Raw genomic sequence first — 17,248 nt, forward strand, 5'->3', positions numbered from 1 at the left:
TCTTGCACTTCCAACTCCCTTGATCGTCCAAATTATGAGCGAAACACAATGGACAGGTTTATCGCCTGCAAACCATTGAAACTAGGACACAAGACACGAATTGGTGTTGATATATGTTAAATGATGACATCGAGACGCGCATGTACATTGCGTCCGTTAGGCAGAAATTTGCATGCCTGCGCGAACCTTATGATGGTGCCCGCCAGAATGACTGATCGCGCGGCAAGCGCTGTTCACCTGGAGCCGATGTGGCCCTTGGCGATTCCAGGACCACAGCACCAGATTGCGGCTCTCAGGCGTGGCGCGGGACGCAAAACTTGGCACGATCACGCCGGCACAACCTGCGGCAATCAGCCGGTCGGCGAGTTCCCACGTGGGAACGGACTTGCGATCGCCGGCAAGCCGCTCCCACGCGCAACCGAGCTGCGCGGGTGCGACGTCCGCCGCCTCGCGCGCGTTGGGATCGGTCAGGTCGAGCACATCGGAAAGCGCGGCGCGGTAGCTGCAGATCGTCAGCGGCTGTGCCTTGAAGGCAAAACCCTGCTGCGCTTCGAGCCAGGCGGTCTCGAGGCTAAGCGAAGCGTAGAAACAAGACGTGCCATTGCGGTTGAAACGGCCGCCATGAAGCTTCGCGCCATCGCCGGATTCGGGATCAAATGCCCAAGCCGGATGATGCGCACGAAAGACCACCCCATAAAAGCGGGTGAACGGGAGGGTCAAGCAAAGCCGCCGGCCGCAATCCGGCCGAGATAGGCGCGGACCTTCTCGCCCTGCCCCTGGCGCACCAGTTCTTCGGCCGTGGCATCACCAAACGAGGGCAACGGTTGCGAGCGGTACCAGGCATAAGCGGCCAGTTCGCTTCCGGCCCAGGGAATGACCCGATTGATGATCTCGCTCATCTCGCGCAGGCGCGACTGGGTCGTCACGCTGTGGCTGCGGGCCGCTTTCGAAACGGCGTCGCGCGACAAGCCGGCGGCAATCGCCAGCTCCGACTTGGGGATGTGGAGCGCAGCCGAAAGCTTGTCCACCGAGACGCCGGCAGTTCCGGTTATCTCGTTCAGAAACGCAGCAGACGCCATATGCCTCACCAATTAGCTCAACGTAGGGCAATATGTGGGGCAAATCCTCGTCTTGTCAAGCAAGCGTCCTTCAAAGGCGGTCAAACACCGAGCCCATGCGCGGCGAGAACAGCCGCTCGTAAGTCTTGAGCAGGTGCGTGTCGGTCATCGCAGCCACGTAGTCGCAGATGACCCGAACATCGCCGTGGGCAGCCTCGAACTTGCTGAACTCCTCGCGCGGCAGAAGACGGGCGGGGTCCGCTTGCATGGCCTCGAACACGGCCACGACCATCCCCTGCCCCTTGAACTCAAGGTGCTGCACGGCGGGCGAGGCAATCACCTCGCGCACCACGAAATCCTGCAAGACATCCAGGAACTGGCGTTCAACCTCGCGCACGCGGACCCGATAGCGCAGCAATGGCTCCGCAAACGCCTTGTGCTCGACATATTCGACTGCCGTCAGGAAGTGATGGACAAGCCTGCCGATGTAGCGCTTTCGCGTGGCAGGCCCGCCAAACAGGCCGTCGACCATATGCGAAAAGACGTCATTGGCGCTCTCGCCGGGATACTTGACCTTGAGCGCATCGAGGAAGGTTGGACAGCGGTCCTGCACTGCAGTGGCAAAGCGCTCGCGCGTGACCAGATCGAGGGCGATGGCATCTTCGAGATCGTGGACGCCGTAGGCAATGTCGTCGGCTGCATCCATGATCGAGCAGTCAAGCGACTTGTGCAGCGGTTTGGCGTGCTTGTGCGGCACTGGCGCAAACGACTGCAACTCGGCGCGGTCGGTATCCGTCAGGGTCTCGAGGATCCAGTCGACCACGTCCTGCTCGCTGTCATGGTAGCATTTGGGTGGCTTGCAGGCCTGCCCATCGAGCACCTTGATCGTCGTCGGCCCATCCACCAGGCCGGGGGTACGGGCCGGGTCGCGAGCCAGGCTGTAGGCGACAGGATACTTGAGCACGCCCAGCATGGTACGGCGGGTGAGATTGGCGCATGCATTTGCTGAAAAGCTTTCGAGGCGGCCAAGAATGCGCAGTGTCTGGCCATTGCCCTCGAACCCTCCATGGTCGCGCATGCAGTAGTTAAGGGCGATTTCGCCGCCATGCCCGAACGGCGGGTGGCCAAAATCGTGCGTGCAACCTATCGAATGGATCGTGCCACGGTCGGGTAGGATGGCGCTGGCCGGGTGATCCGGGAACGAGCTTTCGAGCTGGCGCGCGATGCCGCCGGCAATCTGCGCCACTTCAAGCGAATGGGTTAGGCGTGTCCGGTAAAAGTCGCTGTCGCCAAGGTTGAGGATCTGGGTCTTGCCCTGCAGTCGCCGAAACGAAGCGGAATGGATGACACGCGAATAATCGACGTCACCATTGTCGCGCGCATCCTCGGCCTGAGGGTTCCAGCCTTCGCGCCGCGCATGCCAGCTCATAGTGTCTCCGGATTGAATGTCCGGTGCAATTGGCACGCCCGCGCGGCGCATTCAAACCCCGGGCGGCGCAATTCGCGCGCGGAGGGGCATGCAACACGACGGTTCATTGGCTGAGACAACATAGCCCCGCCTGTGGGCGTGCCTACGCGGCGCACGCCCAAGGCGACATCTCTAAACACGCAAAGAAGGAGTTAGCCCTCTACGGGAATGTCCGATGCTGCAGTATCTGGCGCATTATCGCTGAAGGCCACTTTGAGCTTCTTGCGGGGCTTGGCCTTGGGAGTGGCAACAGCCGGCGCGTCCGTCGCAGGAATGGACCCGGCTTCAGCGGGCGCGGTCTTATCCATTGCTATAGGCTTTGTTGGGGCCGAAACTTCTGGTGCAGACACGACTTCCACGACCTTAGGTTTTCGCCCCAGACCCAAGCTCAGCGCGAGTTCCTTGCGGCGTGCCGCGTATTCAGGCGCGACCATCGGGTAGTCGCGAGGCAGGTTCCAGCGGGTGCGATAATCTTCCGGCGTCAAGCCATGCTCGCTCGACAGATGCCGCTTAAGAACCTTGATTTTCGTGCCGCAGTCCAGGCAGGTGATGGTATCCGGCTTGATCGATGCGCGCACCGAAACTGCAGGTGTGCGCTTTTCCTCGATCGGTTCGACCGGCGCCCCAAGTCCCACCAGAACCCTGTGGACCGACTGGATCAGCCCGACCAAATCATTCGCAGCAACAGCATTATTGCTGACGTGGGCAGACACGATGTCTGCAACGTGGGAGAGGAGGATTTCATCGGCCATTACAACGACTTTCACTTTATGGACCTGAGTCTTCTCTTGCCGGCTTGCGCGCAGGTACGCAACCGGGGATCGGCAAATCGCGCTAGCGCCCGATAGATATTGTAGAACTGCGCGAGCAAACATCCGAGTTTGCATCATACCCTGCCCCACTCGCTTTCCAGGGCCGCCGTTTCGGGGCTGTCAGTTATGACACTCTGCCTGAGGGCGCCAAAGGGACATGAATCCGGAGTCGCGCGCTCCCCCGACTCGGCCAGGAAATGGCGCGATCAGTCGGCAATTCTTATGATCGATCCGGCAAGGAGAACCGAACGCGCCCCTGACACTTTACCTTCCAGGCAATGTGTCAGGGCTGACAAAACGACATGCGCCAAGTCACGGGGGATTCACAAGATTCAGTGTTTGTGCTTCTTTCTCCCCAGTTATGTTTCAGGCTTCGCTCTCTCCTCCCGCCCAAACTGGCAACGACATGGCTGTTCTGCTCCATGTGGTCGCCGAGGCGAGTCTGCGCCCGCGCTATGCGTTCATGGTCCTCACTCTGATTGCCGAAGCTGCGGACAGCGATGGCAAGGCTGGCCCGTTCGTGCGACGCGGCAATCAGATCCACAGTTTGCGCGACTGGCTCAGCGAAAGCCTGGCCCCGATGGGCGCGCGCGATCCTCGCCGCCTCGCCCTCACCGATCGGGTACGTGACGAACTGCAGCGTGAGGGCAAGCTCGCGCGCGATCCCGTCGAAGCAGCCTTGTTGCTCGAGCAGGAGGTCCGCGACCGTATCCGCATGTCGACCAAGACAAATCTCAGCCGCGCGGTGTCCGAACTCGTCCGTGCCGGGCTGGTGCGGCGGCACTATGCGGGCTTCCGCGTCGATCATCAGAACCGGGGCGGGCACCGCCACGTCGTCTATACTTTGGCGGGCCAGGCGCGGTGCCTACTGCACCCTGCGCCAGCACAGCCACGGCGCTTGGAACGCCAGCGCGAGTTCGTTTTCAACTGAGCAATTCCGATGAAAGGAAGCTGCGGAGCGGATCGAAACATCTGCGCACTTGCCGGCCCCCCTCATTGATATCGGCACGAGAAGACAACACCGCGCCGTTTCTGATAGATTTGCGGCTGTTAACGTTCTGCAATGCGAACTGAGACAGACGCGCAGTGCCGTCCATCGCCGTATGGAAAACGTCAGGGCCATTTGCGCCACAAACTGTCGACCGCACGCATCTAATGATGTCACGTTCAAGGGCGCCAACGGTGCAAGCATGACAACCGACACTCTGCGCCTCACCTTCAACGCCCACGTGTCAGACCGAAGCCAATCGGTCTCGCGGTGCACGAAGCGAGCTGCTTTGCCCGCAGATTTGGCTACACCGCATGGGCCATTTTCGAGCCCCTTGCTCCTCCATCGAAGATGCCGTTCGACTGCGGAAGTTGGCGTGCGCCCCGATAGTCAAGGGCATCTTTTGCTTGCGCCGGAAACGCGCCGGTCACTGGTGCTACCGTCTTGCTTCCCCGGGGCCTCATCGGCGCGACGCTGATTCCACCTGTGACGCGCTGCGCGAATAGGGCAGGCATAAAATATGTAGCTTTTACAACGGTCTGGGAATCCTATAGCCTGAGATCTTGTCGAGGACTGGTATGATTACAGGCAGATCGGCAGAACCACGAAAGGTGGTCGGGCGGCGTAACCGGATCTCGGGTCAACCCCGCTAGACTGGCAAGGCTGATCTTCACTGGCTTGCGCTGGCTGTGGACGTTAGCAAGTTGAAATTAGTCCTGGGCACCGATCGAGCCACGCAATCCTAGTCCATCGAAACGCATGAAGCATTTGAGGTGGGCGAACAGCATCTTCTTTCAGCTGCCCGCCCCCTTTTCCCGCGCCAAGGCCGAGCCACATCGCTCGCGGTTTCGTGAACTGAGCCGGAACCCTTGTGAGCTGGCAAGATGGGTCTGCAGTGCTTTTGAGCTCAATTACTGCAGTCTTGGTGCCGGGGTCCGCAGCCGAGGAGGCGACACTCGACAGCCTCGGGTCGCCCGAGGTCCATGTTTCCGCAGTCGCGATGCCGACCAGCTTCCCAGCGATGCCAATCCGAATATTGTTGTACTCGAGCCGCACCAGCGGCGGCCCGCAGGCAGTTGCGGAAGTGCCATTTCTAGTCAGCGCAGGGGTGTAGTGCGGTAGAATGTCATTGGGTAGTCTGAGGGCAGATGCCATTTGGCACGATACTGTGCAGGCGTAATTGTGTGCTTGCTGGCTAAATGACGCCTCAGTCGTTTTGTAACGAAGCCACACTCAAGGCAGACGATGCCATCATTACACAGTGAGTTCTCCGTCGGTCTATCGAGACAAACATTTTGAGAATGTGACAAGTGCTCGGATAAAGATCCTGATATACTTGCATATGAAGGCATTCGGGGTCCCGCTCGAGGGCGCGTTTTTGGTGATACTGCACCACCCGTATCGCTTTGCGACAAGGCAAGTCCCCCGCTTGGTGTTTGACCCACTAACAAGCTGAATAAACTTATGGAGCAATAAATAAAGGGATTTGCAAGGCGCCAGCGTAGAAAATGAAAATTGCTTTGGCGCACTTTTGGCGGGGACACGGTAGGCTTGGTGCCTCAATCCTGGCGCTTTTCTGCGCTCTCTAGCACCGAACCCGATCGAGCCGCCGTCAGTTGCATGACGCCGTTCTGGATGCCCCGCCGTTCGGACACGCTGCGCTCGAGTTTCTGGCTTGGAAGCACATGCTGGAACCGTCTTACCAAGCAACCTAGCCATCTCAGCAAGCATAAATCGCTGGGCGCGATGGAGCGCTAAGATCACTACAACGCCGGCGGCGGGCTCGATTTACTTCGCCCACCCCACATTTCCATCCACCGGTATCCACCCACATCGTTGTAACACGCAGAAAAACGAGATATTTTTAGGGTCGTCCGGTTGTTGATGGCCGCGTACGGAGTGCTTGATCCTACGAGCTTCTAGGGTGTTCGGCCGGCTTCGGACAGGGCCTTGTTGATTGGTTCCTGCAACGCCGGTCAGGCGACCACAGGCAGCCCGACGGGTGCCTGAGCGATGACCGGTTCAAGCCCTGTAATGAGAGCCGATCTGACCGTCAGCCAGCCTCGCGGGCGGTGTCTTCGAGCATCGCAATGCGCTCGGCGCAGATGGCATGGACGACGCGGCCAAGTTCACCGACCTGCTCGCCAAGCCAAGCCAGTTCCTCGCCGGTGATGCGGTAATGCTTCGAGTAGCGCGCCTTGACGTAGGCCTCCTTGAGCTTCTCGAACATGGCCCGTTGCTTGCGATTATCGCCCGGCCAGACGGTGGTCAGGCGCCTGTCGATCCGCTCGGCCTGCGTGCGCAGGAATGCCAGATTGTGAATGTGAGGCGTTTATGCCGCGCGGCAGACTATGCCGAGTGGGCGGGCGAACTTTCGGTATTCCAACGCTTTGCAGGTAATCGGCTCGGCATAGTTTCTTGACCCGCCGAGGCGCCAAATGTGCGGAACCTCGGCAACGAAGGCTTGCTTCGGGACGGGCGCCGGGCAAGAATCCTCGGGTGAGAACGGACATAGACCACTTGCCCCCCGCCCAGCAGGAAGAGCTGGCCAGGGTGACGCAGATTCTGATGGATGAATTCTCCGTCGCAACATCGCGGGCGACGCAGCCGTGGAAAAGAAACGGCAAGGTCCAGAAGATCATACTGTTCGGCAGTTATGCGCGGGGCGATTGGGTCGACGAGCCGGACAACGGCTACCAGTCCGACTACGACCTGCTGGTCATCGTCAGCCATCCCGACCTCACCGAAATCGCCGAGTACTGGTACGTTGCCGAGGACAGGATCCTGCGCGATCCGGCGATCGGTCGCCCGGTCAACATCATCGTGCATACGCTGGCCGAGGTGAACCAGGGCCTGACGCGCGGGGAGTACTTCTGGGTCGATATCGCCCGCGATGGCATCGCCTTGTACGCGCTGCACGGCTCCGAACTGAAAACCCCCCGGCCGCTGATGCCCTCGGACGCTTACAGGATGGCGGACGAATACCTGAAAGAATGGCTACAGAGTACCGACAGGGCGTTGGCGACAGCAAAAGAGCAAACACAGAAAGGTGTCGATGATCTTGGATGGCGCAAAGATGCCGCCTTCACGCTCCACCAAGCAGCCGAGCGTGCCTACACCTGCTATCTTCTTGTTCGCAGCCAGTACGTTCCTCGCTCGCACAACCTCAAGTTCCTGCGCTCGCTGGCCGAGGACAAGGAGCCGCGCCTCGTCGAATGCTGGCCGCGCGCGACGAAGCTAGACCGGCGCCGCTTCGAGCTCGCCAAACGCGCCTATGTCGAGGCCAGGTACTCGGCCAGCTACGAGATCAGCAGTGACGATCTCCTGGCCATCACGGACGCGGTTCAATCGCTTCGCGGCACGGTCGAGACAGTGTCGCTAGAGTGGCTCGATGCCCTGCGCCAAAAGGCCGAGCTATAGAGAATCGAGGAAGGCGAGCAGCCGGTCACCGGGCTTGTATCGCCCGCCCTTCTGTCCGTTAAACGGCTTGATCCTGGCCAGTGCCGCTTCCTTCAGCGCGAGGTGGGCGTGGAGGTAGACCTGGGTCGTCTTGATCGACTCGTGACCGAGCCATAGCGCGATCACCGAGCAGTCGACCCCCGCCTGGAGCAGCTCCATCGCCGCGCTGTGGCGCAGGACATGCGGGGTGACCCGTTTGCGATCAAGCGAGGGGCAGTGCTGGTTCGCGATCTCGACATGGCGGGCGAGCATGCGCTGCACGGCATCGGGGCTCAGGCTGCCGCCGTGGATGTTGGGGAACAGCTTCGTCGAACCCCGCTGCCCCGCCTCCTTGAGCCATGCCTTTAGCGCATGGCAAGTCTGCCGGGTGAGCGGGGTGGAGCGCTCCTTGCGGCCCTTGCCACGGCATCGAACATGCGCGCCGGTGCCCAGGACGACGGCGCCGCGCTCGAGTTGAACGATCTCCGACAGTCGCAGGCCCGTCTGCGCGGCGAGGTGGAGCAGCATGTGGTCGCGCCGGCCGATCCAGGTACTCCGGTCAGGTGCCGCAAGGATCGCGTCGATCTCGGTCCGGGTCAGGAAATCCACCTCGCGCTTGTCGTGAAGCTTCCCGGGGATCGCGAGCACGCGCTGGCTCTGCCCGGCGAGCGCCGGTTCCTCGATCGCGACGAACCGGAAGAACGCGCGGATCGCGGTGAGGCGCAGGTTGCGGGTCTTGATCCCGATCGACCGGCTCGCTTCGAGTTCGTCGAGAAAGGTGCGAACAAACGGCGCGTCGAGATCGGTCAGGTCGAGCCGGGTAGGCGGCTTGCCCAGCCTCGTCTGCGCGAATGTGAACAGCAGCCGGAACGTATCGCGGTACGAAGCCATGGTGTGCGGGCTGGCGTTGCGCTGGTGGATGAGGCGCTGGGTGAAGAAGCGCTCGACGAGCGACGGCAGGGTCGCGGGCGCAGTCACGACCCCGTCTCCCAGCGCGCCTCGAGCCTGCTCGCGGCTTCGCCCATGAGCTCGGGACAGGCCGAAAGGTACCAGTAGGTATCGCGTACCTTGCTGTGACCGAGATAGGTGGTGAGCGTCGGGAGCAGGCGCTCGACATCTTCGCCTGCACGGTACCAGCGCACAATGGTGTTTACCGCGAAGCTATGGCGAAGATCGTGGAGGCGCGGCCCCCGACTATGCAGTTCGGGATCACGCAGCCCGATCTGTCGAAGCACACCGACGAAAATCCGTTCGGGGTACTGGGGGCGGAGTTGCTGCCCGTATCGCAGGACGAAGAACCAGGGGCTCTTGCGACAGACGGGAGTATCATCGCGTTGTGCGCCGTAATCAGCGAGCGCCTCGGTGGTGGTCGGGTGGAGCGGAACGAGCCGGTCCTTGCCGCCCTTGGCGCGGCGCAACGTCAATACGCCAGCCTTGAGATCGACGTCGGCGCGTTCGAGACCGATCGCCTCACCCAAGCGCATGCCTGTGGCCGCGAGCAGGCCGAACAGGCAATGGTAGGTCCGGCGGTTGATGCCCTTGGCCAATCCCCAGCGAAGTGTCGCTTCGAGCATCTGCTCGATCTCTGCTTCGCTGTAGATGTAGGGCCGCGTCCGCTTTGGTGACCGAAAGACACCGGCAGGCAGCACCTCAGTGCCCGGCTCGACGATCGAGAGATGCCGGGCAAATCCTCGCACCATCGACAAGCGGTTGGACCATGATGATGGCTTCGCTTGGGTGATCCAGTCCATAGCGAGCTTGCGCGTGATGATCACGGCGTTTGCTGCATCCATGAACGCGACGAAATCGCCGAGGCAACGTTCGTCGCCTTCGAAGCGATAGCCGAACCCGCGCCGCATGAGCACGTAGCGGGTTAGCGCCTCACGCGGCGCGCTCATTGCCCGCATCCCAGCCAGGGGAGGCCGAGAGGGCGCAAGCTGTCGAGATCGACCTTGGCATAGATCCGGGTCGTGTCCTGCTGCTCGTGGCGCAAGAGCTGGCCGATCTCGGTCAGCATCGCGCCCGATCGCAGCAGGCCGGTCGCCAGGCTATGCCGGAAGGCGTGCGAGCCTCGGCGAGCCAGACCCGTGATACCGGCGCGCTCGATCGCCGAACGCGCGACGGTCTGGACAGCGGGCGCCCCCTGGAACCCGGTGTGGGGCGCGACGGCGCGCAGGAACAGCTGTCGGCTGTCCGATCTTGGGCGCCCGTGCTGCAAATAGCTCGTGATCGCAGCGCCGACATCGGGCGGAAGCGGCATGGTGGCGGTCTTGCGCCCCTTGCCGCGGACCGTGAACTGGCCCGCGCGCCAGTCGAAATCATCGAGACGGAGCCGTGCCACTTCGCACGCCCGTAACCCCAATCGGGCAAGCAGCATCAGGATCGCGTAGTCTCTTCGCCCGGTCGCCGTGCTCCGGTCGCAGCCTTTGAGGACGCGCTCGACCTCCTCAATCGGCATGTAGCTCGGCAGCCGCTCGTTGCTTGTGCGCCGGATCAAAGGAATGGCCCCTGTCAGATCGTCGGCGAGGAAACCTTCGCAGTGCAGATACCGCAGGAACACGCGCATGCGGGAGCACATGATCCTGGCAGTCGTCGCGCCCCCATCGCCGGCGTGCCGCTCGACGTAACGGCTCACAGCACGCGCCGTAAGGCTCCCAACGTCGGCGTTGGTGGCGATCCCCAACTCCTGCAGGCATGGACGCAGGAACCAGACATGGCTTGCGATCGATGCGGGTGCGAGGCCGCGCGCGCGTTCCATGTACAGACTGTAGGCCTGAAGAAGATCCTCACGCGGATCACGCGGCGGTACTGGCCGCGGCGCGATGATCTTCGCCTCGCGAAGTACCGATAACAACCGGGCAAGCGCCAGGGCGTCCCCCCGGTATCGCGGTCGATGCCGCGCCCGCTCGGCAAGATACCGGGTCACAAGCGCTTCCTCGATATCGGCGAGGCCGGAGCCGGTGGCGGCAAGCCAGAGCCCGAAATCCCGGGCGAGGCTCAAATACCGATGGCCGATCTCCCGACTGTAGCCACGCTGCCGAAGCCAGTCGATGTAGAGTTGGATGTGCTCGCCCAACGGGCCTTTCTTTAGGCCGCTCACTACCCGGCTTGAGTTCAAATAATCGTCGGTGATCATCGCCGTTCCTCCGCGCACGGAATGTGCGCGGGGGACAAGAAACTATGCCGAGCCGATTACCTGCAAAGCGCTGGAATGCCGAAAGTTCGCCCGCCCACTCGGCATAGTCTGCCGCGCGGCATAAAGGCGTGTAGAAACAAACCACCAGCAGGACGCAGTGGTACAGGAATTCGGCGGCCTGATGGTATTCGAACGCCGCATGTTTGGCGAGGCCTTGCTCGACGGCGTAGTTAGCGAGTTTCACCCGGCCCAGAGCGGCTGGAAACCACTCGTCGAAATACTCCTTCGCCATCTCCAGCGCCTGCTCGGGCGTCTTCGGCTTTGGCTCATGCAGTTCGCTCTCGTCGGACTGCTAGAGCGCGATCCCGTCACGGGCGACGTCGATGAAGAAGTAGCGCCCATGGGCCAGACCGTCGTTCACTTCGCCCAGCGTGTGGACGATGAAGTTGACCGGAGTGCGGATCGTGCCGGCAATGCCGTACTCGCGCATCAGCCGCTCATCGAGCCGCGCCCAGTACTTGACCCGGTCGGTCAGGCGCTTGTCGTTGACGATGATGAGGAGGTCGTAATCCGACTTGTAGCCCTTCGCGGTGTGCGGCTCGTCGATCCAGTTACCCCGGGCATAGGAGCCGTAGAGGATGACCTTGAGGATGCGGCCCTTCTTCTTCCACTCGTGCGAGGACAGAGCCAGCGCGTCCTCGAACTCCTCGAAGACAAGCCCATTCACGCGCTCGAGTTCGCGCTGCTTCTGCGGAGGAAGGTGATCGAGATCGGTGCGCATCGTGGCTGCTACCCTGTCCGGGCGGGCTGAGAATGGCAAGGGCGGTGCATGGTGTGACAGGTCATCGTCGCCACCATGTAAGCCACTGCCAGTGGCGTGGTTCAAGCGTGCGCACGAGGATCCGGATGGCGGCAGCAAACTCGGCGAGGATGGCCTCGCTGGTAAGCCCATGGGCTTCGGCGAGGCCCGCAATGGTTGCGTTGTCGAAGCGCATGGCAAGGAAGATGGCCTTCTCGTCTTCCCTGAGCAGGGTCAGCCAGACACCGATGTAATCGGCGTGGCGCACCGTCGGCATGATGCCGAGGGCAGCGCAAGTGAAGGCGCAAGCCATCTCGGCAACGAGCTCTTCGCGGCCGTACCGGACAGAGCCGAAGGTACCCTGCTGATCGCGATTAAGGCGGCTGGAATGACCATTGAAGTGAGCCAGCTCGTGAAGGGCCGTCCGGTACCAGTCGATCGGCTCGTGGAACGCCACCTGAGGCGGAACCTGCACATAGTCGAGCGAGGGGACATAGTACGCTTCGGCTCCACCGATGCGAAAGTCAGCACCATGGCGACAATTGGAATCTTGCTACCCACTGGCCGGTCGCGCCGCCGTGCCTGGTGGTGAAAGTACGGTCGCAACATCCGCTTACCGTGAAGTTCATCGCATGGTATCGTCACAGCATTAGCGGCCTGCCGCTGCTGGGCAGGCCGCCACACGTCAGATCAAGAGAAAATCTGCTGAATCCAGCACAGGCTTGGTTGAGAGAAGCGCAATCTGGATTTGGGCCTGCCCTCCCACACCGTCGGCATCGTAGAAGAGCGCGCCGGTAGTCTGATTGTAGACAAGATGCTGAGCCGAGGTTGTAGCTGCGGTGCCGATGACGAATTCATTGGCATTGATCGCACCCGTGGGATCTGCAGCGAACGCACTAAATGCTGCCTTGCTGATAACAATGTCATCAATCCCATGCTCGAAATCCTTGATAGTGTCGAAGCTCGCAGGAGTTTCGAGGATGTCGAACACAAACTGGTCGGCGCCGCCGCCCCCCGTCAGACTGTCGGCACCAGCGCCACCCTTGAGCACGTCGTTGCCGAGGCCCCCCGAGAGCGTATCGTTACCACCCAGACCAGACAGGATGTTTGCTGCGGCATTGCCGGTAAGGGTATTGGACAAGGCATTGCCGATCCCATCAATTGCCAACGTGCCGCTCAGGGTCAACTTCTCGACGTTGCTTCCAAGGGTATAGCTGATCGAGGCTGTAACGGTGTCCGTTCCCTCGCCAGCATTCTCGATGACAACGTCACCAATGTTGTCAACCACGTAGCTGTCGTTGCCCAGCCCTCCGATCATTGTATCGGCCCCGGCTTTACCGTCGAGCTTGTCGTTGCCGCCAAGCCCGGTGAGCGTGTTGTTGGCTGCATTGCCCGTCAGCGTGTTGTTGGCATCGTTGCCAGTTCCATCGACCGCCGTGGACCCGCCGAGGGTCAGATTTTCAAGGTTGGTATTGAGCAGGCTGTAAGTGAAATTGACCTTGACTGTATCGGTCCCTTCGCCCGCGTTCTCTACGATAATATCGCCGGCGTTGTCGACAGTGTAGGTGTCGTTGCCTGTTCCGCCTTCCATAATGTCGGCGCCGGCCTTTCCATCAAGTGTATCATTGCCGCCATAGCCGTAGAGGTGGTTGGCGGCAGCGTTGCCATTGATCGTGTTGTTGAGATCGTTGCCCATTCCATCGATCGCAGCAGATCCGGTCAACGTCAGCTTTTCGACATTAGCTCCCAGCGCATAACTTATGATTGCACTAACGGTGTCGGTGCCTTCGTTTGCACTTTCGGTGACAATGTCGCCCAAGTTATCAACGGTGTAGCTGTCGTCACCGAGGCCACCAATCATCGTATCAGCACCCAGGCCGCCGTTCAGCGCATCGTTGCCGGCTAGCCCCCTGAGCACGTTGTTGCCGGCATTGCCAGTAAGTTTGTCGGCGAAGGCTGAGCCTGTCAGGTTCTCAAAATTTGTGACTGTATCGCTGCCTGACCCACCGGTGGCCTGGGCACTCGATACTGCAAGGCTCACAGTTACCGCCGCCGTCGCATCTTCGTAAGTCACTGTATCGCTGCCGTCGCCGCCATCGAGCACGTCGTTGCCTGCGCCGCCGTTGATCGTGTCATTGCCGCCGAGACCGGAGAGCTTGTCGTTGCCGCCAAGACCACTCATCGTGTCATCTGCAGCAGATCCCGATTTCGTGTCATCTCCAGGTGTGCCAACGTAGACGCTTCCGGCAGCATAGACCGGGAGATCGATTGCCTGATCGTCAAACTGCAGATGTTCAAACCTGATGGCAGTGAAACTGCCATGATCGCCATCAGCGACATTGGTATCGGTGATGATATACCCGCCCAGACCATCTTGGACGACGGAGTAGCCGGAGAGATTGCCGGTGACCCGTAGGGTGTCATCACCTACGCCGCCATCCACATTCAGGGTGTTTCCGTTCAGCGACGCGGCAGCATCCACGCCGAGGTAATTGTCGTCGTCGCTGAAGGTAATGGCCAGCTTCTCGACGTGGGTGAACTGCCGGTAAGAGCCATTGGCATTGTTGACGTAGGTCACAAAGCCGCCAGCATCATCGGCATAGATGTTGCCGTAATAAGCCCCCGTCTGCCCCGCATCGTTGATGGTCAGGGTATCCGTGCCAGCGCCGGCATCGACATAGGAATAGCCTTGGGTGAAGCCAGTGAGGGTGAGGCTATCGTTGCCGCTACCGGTGGTGAGGCTAACCGCTTCGATGCCGGCAAGCGTGGTGCCACCGGTAAGGGTGCCAGCGCCCGTGCTGCCGTTGTAGGCAAAGGTCAGCGCGCTGGTTGCAGCGCTATAGTTGCCGTTCCAGGTGTCGAAATCGGCCCCGCCATCGACCTTGTCTGCACCGCCGACCGAATTGATCGTATCGTTGCCGGCGCCGGTTGCGATCGTATTGGCCCCACCGCTCGAGGCTGAAACAGTGTCACCGCCGCCAGCGGTTGTCACGGCGTTGGTCCCTGCCCCCAGCGTGATGTTGTAGGTCTCCCAGCCAGCGTAAGTGCCGCGGTTGCTGGTGACCGTGCCGCTGCCATTGTCCTTGAAGGTCGTGCCGGACAGCGCCGAGAAATCGATAGTGAGTGTGTCGCTGCCTACACCGCCATTCAGCGACAGCGTGTTGCCAGCAGTTGCAAGCGGGGCGGCACTGACGGAAAGGTAGTTGTCGTCGTCACTGAAGGTGATGGCCAGCTTCTCGACGTGGGTAAACTGCCGGTAAGAACCATTGCCGTTATAAACGTAGACTTGGAAGCCGCCAGCATCATCGGCATAAATGTTGCTGTAATAGTATGCCCCCGTTTGCCCCGCATCGTTGATGGTCAGGGTATCCGTGCCAGCGCCGGCATCGACATAGGAATAGCCTTGCGTAAAGCCGGTAAGGGTGAGGCTGTCGTTGCCGCTACCGGTGGTGAGGCTAACCGCTTCGATGCCGGCAAGCGTGGTGCCACCGGTAAGGGTGCCAGCGCCCGTGCTGCCGTTGTAGGCAAAGGTCAGCGCGCTGGTTGCAGCGCTATAGTTGCCGTTCCAGGTGTCGAAATCGGCCCCGCCATCGACCTTGTCTGCACCGCCGACCGAATTGATCGTATCGTTGCCGGCGCCGGTTGCGATCGTATTGGCCCCACCGCTCGAGGCTGAAACAGTGTCACCGCCGCCAGCGGTTGTCACGGCGTTGGTCCCTGCCCCCAGCGTGATGTTGTAGGTCTCCCAGCCAGCGTAAGTGCCGCGGTTGCTGGTGACCGTGCCGCTGCCATTGTCCTTGAAGGTCGTGCCGGACAGCGCCGAGAAATCGATAGTGAGTGTGTCGCTGCCTACACCGCCATTCAGCGACAGCGTGTTGCCAGCAGTTGCAAGCGGGGCGGCACTGACGGAAAGGTAGTTGTCGTCGTCACTGAAGGTGATGGCCAGCTTCTCGACGTGGGTAAACTGCCGGTAAGAACCATTGCCGTTATAAACGTAGACTTGGAAGCCGCCAGCATCATCGGCATAGATGTTGCCGTAATAAGCCCCCGTCTGCCCCGCATCGTTGATGGTCAGGGTATCCGTGCCAGCGCCGGCATCGACATAGGAATAGCCTTGGGTGAAGCCAGTGAGGGTGAGGCTGTCGTTGCCGCTACCGGTGGTGAGGCTAACCGCTTCGATGCCGGCAAGCGTGGTGCCACCGGTAAGGGTGCCAGCGCCCGTGCTGCCGTTGTAGGCAAAGGTCAGCGCGCTGGTTGCAGCGCTATAGTTGCCGTTCCAGGTGTCGAAATCGGCCCCGCCATCGACCTTGTCTGCACCGCCGACCGAATTGATCGTATCGTTGCCGGCGCCGGTTGCGATCGTATTGGCCCCACCGCTCGAGGCTGAAACAGTGTCACCGCCGCCAGCGGTTGTCACGGCGTTGGTCCCTGCCCCCAGCGTGATGTTGTAGGTCTCCCAGCCAGCGTAAGTGCCGCGGTTGCTGGTGACCGTGCCGCTGCCATTGTCCTTGAAGGTCGTGCCGGACAGCGCCGAAAAGTCGATCGCAAGCGTGTCGCTGCCCACGCCGCCGTTTAGCGACAGGGTATTGCCAGCAGTCGCAAGCGGGGCGGCACTGACGGAAAGGTAATCATCAGCCTTAGAAAGGGTTATGTTCAGCTTCTCCATATTAGAGAAGATAACGCGATCGGCAAATGATCCGTAAATTATCCCGGACCAATTCGAACTGCCGGAAATATAGGAACTGTACGATCCACCACTCAACGCGTCGTAATTAATATTGAGCGTATCAATGCCATTGGCACCATCGGCTTGGTCGTCACCGAGCACGTTGCTATTGAAGTTAAATACATCGGATGCAGCCGTCCCCACAAAACCGTCATTCGCGTTAGTGCCGTTATAAGTTCCCATGGCAGCCCCCTAACCTTGGTTAAATAATTAGGTATACAATACGCAATGCGATTCGAATTTATTCTTTATGGTAAAGACATTATTCTCGGTATTCAACATGGTTAACAGCCACTCTTGATCAAACATTGAAAATCGCATCGCATTGTATCACCGCCCCAGCCGCGCCGATATATTGATGGTTTGAAATGATTCTTTGATATTTAAAAGACATGGGCAACCCAATTGTAAGCTTCCAATAAACTGTGCACGGAACATGCGGTAATGCCTCTATACTTTTTTCTGGCACTATCTGACATGTAACGTTTCTATTTAAATTTTTTAGATTTTTTTACGTGTATGGCAGCAGAGAAAATTTGGGGATACTCCATGCCGAGCGTCGGCGCCTCTTGCATCAATGGCGAATAATTCGGGCCAGCATGGCCAGTTGCTATCAGCCAGCACCGAAAAGCTTAGAGTGGGACCTAAACCTAGAGATGGCTTCGCAAGCAACATGATCGTCTCACCTCGGCCTAGTTGAAACAGCTATATATACCAGACCATAGCGGCAAAATTTCAATCATAGCTCGAAAAGGGTTTTAGAATCTCAATTCTGTGAGTGTCATCTTTAGAATATTTGATGACAATTAACGCAGGCTTGTCA

11 protein-coding genes and 3 pseudogenes are annotated in these 17,248 nt (G+C 60.1%); 2 read left to right on the forward strand and 12 right to left on the reverse strand.

Features of this window, described 5'->3' with window-relative positions:
- Nucleotides 1-156 precede the first annotated feature (156 nt).
- The 4 genes from HHL27_RS21065 to HHL27_RS21080 all read right to left on the reverse strand — a co-directional run bounded on the left by HHL27_RS21065 (nucleotide 157) and on the right by HHL27_RS21080 (nucleotide 3,278).
- On the reverse strand, nucleotides 157-720 hold the full coding sequence (locus tag HHL27_RS21065; RefSeq protein ID WP_240960184.1) for an RES family NAD+ phosphorylase: 564 nt from the start codon (nucleotides 718-720) through the stop codon (nucleotides 157-159).
- Nucleotides 717-1,079, reverse strand: a complete 363-nt coding sequence (locus HHL27_RS21070) for an antitoxin Xre/MbcA/ParS toxin-binding domain-containing protein (RefSeq protein WP_169495366.1) — start codon at nucleotides 1,077-1,079, stop codon at nucleotides 717-719. The genes HHL27_RS21065 and HHL27_RS21070 overlap by 4 nt, the downstream gene beginning before the upstream one ends.
- Before the next feature lie 70 nt (nucleotides 1,080-1,149).
- Nucleotides 1,150-2,487, reverse strand: a complete 1,338-nt coding sequence (locus tag HHL27_RS21075; protein ID WP_169495367.1) for an anti-phage deoxyguanosine triphosphatase — start codon at nucleotides 2,485-2,487, stop codon at nucleotides 1,150-1,152.
- Between the two features lie 191 nt (nucleotides 2,488-2,678).
- Nucleotides 2,679-3,278, reverse strand: coding sequence for a Ros/MucR family transcriptional regulator (locus HHL27_RS21080; RefSeq protein WP_169495368.1), 600 nt, complete (start codon nucleotides 3,276-3,278; stop codon nucleotides 2,679-2,681).
- Between the two features lie 466 nt (nucleotides 3,279-3,744).
- Here HHL27_RS21080 and HHL27_RS21085 point away from each other — a divergent pair, with 466 nt between their 5' ends.
- Nucleotides 3,745-4,269, forward strand: a complete 525-nt coding sequence (locus HHL27_RS21085) for a hypothetical protein (RefSeq protein ID WP_169495369.1) — start codon at nucleotides 3,745-3,747, stop codon at nucleotides 4,267-4,269.
- Between the two features lie 1,154 nt (nucleotides 4,270-5,423).
- Here HHL27_RS21085 and HHL27_RS22980 read toward each other — a convergent pair.
- Nucleotides 5,424-5,678 carry a MucR family transcriptional regulator gene (locus HHL27_RS22980; RefSeq protein WP_169495370.1) on the reverse strand — a complete coding sequence of 85 codons (255 nt, stop codon included), beginning with the start codon at nucleotides 5,676-5,678 and terminating at the stop codon, nucleotides 5,424-5,426.
- Between the two features lie 701 nt (nucleotides 5,679-6,379).
- Nucleotides 6,380-6,658, reverse strand: a pseudogene (locus HHL27_RS21095) (HEPN domain-containing protein); the annotation flags it as partial.
- A gap of 221 nt (nucleotides 6,659-6,879) precedes the next feature.
- Between HHL27_RS21095 and HHL27_RS21100 the strand changes: the two are divergent.
- The gene (locus HHL27_RS21100) at nucleotides 6,880-7,746 is read left to right on the forward strand and encodes a HEPN domain-containing protein (RefSeq protein ID WP_338114980.1); all 867 of its coding nucleotides are present in this window, start codon (nucleotides 6,880-6,882) and stop codon (nucleotides 7,744-7,746) included.
- Here the strand turns inward: HHL27_RS21100 and HHL27_RS21105 are convergent.
- From HHL27_RS21105 to HHL27_RS22595, 6 genes and pseudogenes are all read right to left on the reverse strand, one after another.
- On the reverse strand, nucleotides 7,741-8,742 hold the full coding sequence (locus tag HHL27_RS21105) for a tyrosine-type recombinase/integrase (protein WP_169495372.1): 1,002 nt from the start codon (nucleotides 8,740-8,742) through the stop codon (nucleotides 7,741-7,743). The genes HHL27_RS21100 and HHL27_RS21105 overlap by 6 nt on opposite strands.
- Nucleotides 8,739-9,662: a tyrosine-type recombinase/integrase gene (locus HHL27_RS21110; RefSeq protein WP_169495373.1), complete on the reverse strand. Its 924-nt coding sequence runs from the start codon at nucleotides 9,660-9,662 to the stop codon at nucleotides 8,739-8,741. The genes HHL27_RS21105 and HHL27_RS21110 overlap by 4 nt, the downstream gene beginning before the upstream one ends.
- Nucleotides 9,659-10,900 carry a site-specific integrase gene (locus HHL27_RS21115; protein WP_240960185.1) on the reverse strand — a complete coding sequence of 414 codons (1,242 nt, stop codon included), beginning with the start codon at nucleotides 10,898-10,900 and terminating at the stop codon, nucleotides 9,659-9,661. The genes HHL27_RS21110 and HHL27_RS21115 overlap by 4 nt, the downstream gene beginning before the upstream one ends.
- 124 nt (nucleotides 10,901-11,024) lie before the next feature.
- Nucleotides 11,025-11,681: pseudogene (locus HHL27_RS21120) on the reverse strand (nucleotidyltransferase); the annotation flags it as partial.
- A 61-nt stretch (nucleotides 11,682-11,742) separates the two neighbouring features.
- Nucleotides 11,743-12,231: pseudogene (locus tag HHL27_RS21125) on the reverse strand (zincin-like metallopeptidase domain-containing protein); the annotation flags it as partial.
- A gap of 153 nt (nucleotides 12,232-12,384) precedes the next feature.
- The gene (locus HHL27_RS22595) at nucleotides 12,385-16,608 is read right to left on the reverse strand and encodes a beta strand repeat-containing protein (RefSeq protein WP_169495375.1); all 4,224 of its coding nucleotides are present in this window, start codon (nucleotides 16,606-16,608) and stop codon (nucleotides 12,385-12,387) included.
- Between the last annotated feature and the right edge of the window lie 640 nt (nucleotides 16,609-17,248).

It is taken from the genome of Novosphingobium olei (assembly GCF_012927405.1).
Lineage (GTDB): Bacteria > Pseudomonadota > Alphaproteobacteria > Sphingomonadales > Sphingomonadaceae > Novosphingobium > Novosphingobium olei.